This window comes from Mesorhizobium sp. M2C.T.Ca.TU.002.02.1.1, from assembly GCF_003997225.1.
This window is the reverse complement of the sequence record NZ_RZTO01000914.1, coordinates 1-2,281: the sequence shown is the minus strand read 5'-3', so window position 1 is coordinate 2,281 and position 2,281 is coordinate 1. Positions and strand designations below refer to the sequence as shown.

The following is a 2,281-nucleotide window of genomic DNA, read 5'->3' as shown; positions in this document are numbered from 1 at the left end:
CAGGCGCTGGTCAACATCCTCGGCGGCAAGGGCAACATCTTCCTCAGCCGCGGCGTTCCGGGCAACTCGGTGGACAAGCGCCACACCGACGGCGCCATGCACATCTTCAGCCAGTATCCCGGCATCAAGGTGGTCGCCGAATACTATTCCTACTGGGATGACCGCACCACGCAGCAGGAGACGGCCAAGGCGCTCGCCGCGCATCCGGACGTCGACGGCATCTGGGCCCAGGCCGGCGAATACGGCGCCATCCAGGCGCAGCTCGACAAGGGCAACAAGCTGGTGCCGATGACCGGCGAGAACTCCGATGGCTTCCGCCTCGGCCTGGCCGATCCGAAGATGCAGGGCATGGGCCTCAAGGGCGTCTCGGCCGGCTCGCCGCCCGCCACCTCCGGCTACGCCTTCAAGCTGATGATGGAGATACTGACCAAGAAGCGCGAGCTGAAGCCGATGAACATCGAGTACCCGCTGCCGTGGGTGCCTGCCGATCAGGTCAAGCCTTGCAAGGGCGATACCTTCGCCGACGGCTGCAACGTCTTCCCGACCGACAAGGTGCCGTCTTCCTTCGTCACCGAGGTCTTCAATCCCGAGCTTCTGCCGGAACTGTCGCTGCAGTCGGCGCTGGAAGGCAAGCCGACGCCCGGAGCGACCATCCAGCCGCTGCCGGCGGATGTGAAGCAGGCGCCCGACGCGCCCGGCATCAACTGCTCGTCCTGCAAGGCCCCGGCCGACGAATACAAGCTCACCAAGATCGAGCCGACGGTTAAGCCCTGACGATCAGCAATGCGACAGATGGACGGCATCCTGCCGTCCATCCCACCCAAGACAAGGATGAGAAAATGCCGACCTTTCTGAAGCGGGGCAGGGATCCCGAAGCCGTCGCCCAGGGCGACGCGGTTGTCCGCACGACCGTCGAGACGATCCTCGCCGATATCGAAAAACGGGGCGACGCCGCCGTCCGGGAACTGTCGGAGCGTTTCGACAAGTGGTCGCCGGCAAGCTTCCGGCTGAGCGACAGCGACATAGAAAAGGCCATCGCCAAGGTCTCGGCGAGGGATCTGGAGGACATTCGTTTCGCCCAGGCGCAGGTGCGCAATTTCGCCGAGAAGCAGCGCGCCTGCCTGCAGGATCTTGAGGTGGAAACGCTGCCGGGGGTCGTGCTTGGCCATAAGAACATCCCCGTCGAGACGGTCGGCTGCTACGTGCCGGGCGGCAAATATCCGATGGTTGCCTCCGCGCATATGAGCGTGGTCACCGCAAGGGTCGCCGGCGTGAAGAAGATCATCGCCTGCGCGCCGCCGTTCCAGGGCGGGCCGCATCCCGCCATCGTCGCCGCCATGCATATGGGCGGCGCCGACGAGATCTACGTTCTGGGCGGCATCCAGGCCGTCGGGGCCATGGCGCTCGGAACCGAGACCATCGGCCGCGTCGACATGCTTGTCGGCCCAGGCAACGCCTTCGTCGCCGAGGCCAAGCGCCAGCTCTACGGCCGCATCGGCATCGACCTGTTCGCCGGCCCGACGGAGACGCTGGTGATCGCCGACGACAGCGTCGACGGCGAGATTTGCGCGACCGACCTGCTCGGCCAGGCCGAGCACGGCCCGACGAGCCCGGCGGTGCTTCTGACCAATTCGGAAAAGCTCGCCCGCGACACCATGGCGGAGGTCGAGCGCCAGCTGAAGACCCTGCCAACGGCCGAAATCGCCGCCAAGGCCTGGGCCGACTATGGCGAGGTGATCGTGTGCGATTCCTACGAGGAGATGGTCACGGAAGCCGACCGGATCGCCTCCGAGCACGTGCAGGTGATGACGCGCGATCCGGACTACTTCCTGAACAACATGCGCAACTACGGCGCGCTGTTCCTGGGGCCGCGCACCAACGTCGCCTATGGCGACAAGGTCATCGGCACCAACCATACGCTGCCGACCAAGAAGGCGGCCCGCTACACCGGCGGTTTGTGGGTTGGCAAGTTCATCAAGACCTGCACCTATCAGCGCGTCTTGACCGACGAAGCGAGCGCCATGATCGGCGAATACTGTTCGCGCCTGTGTATCCTTGAAGGGTTCTACGGGCATGCCGAGCAGGCCAACATCCGGGTCCGCCGCTACGGAGGTCGCAACGAGGCCTAAGGCCGCGCGCCAACGGAGTTTTCATGTCGATCGTCGCCCGCAACAAGAACAGCAAGCCCCGCGTGACCGTGAAGGATCTGGCGCGCGATCTGGGCATGTCTGTTTCGACCGTCTCCAGGGCTTTTCACGCCGATGCCGTGATCGCCAAGGAC

General features: G+C 64.9%; 2 protein-coding genes. Both read left to right on the top strand.

What is annotated here, in order from left to right; all coding sequences use genetic code 11:
• A partial coding sequence (locus tag EOD07_RS31340; RefSeq protein ID WP_164772727.1) for a substrate-binding domain-containing protein occupies positions 1-774 on the top strand: 774 nt, incomplete at its 5' end.
• Positions 775-839: 65 nt separating this feature from the next.
• Entirely contained in the window at positions 840-2,129 is a 1,290-nt protein-coding gene (hisD, locus tag EOD07_RS31335; protein ID WP_127238037.1) for a histidinol dehydrogenase, read from the top strand.
• Positions 2,130-2,281: the final 152 nt, after the last annotated feature.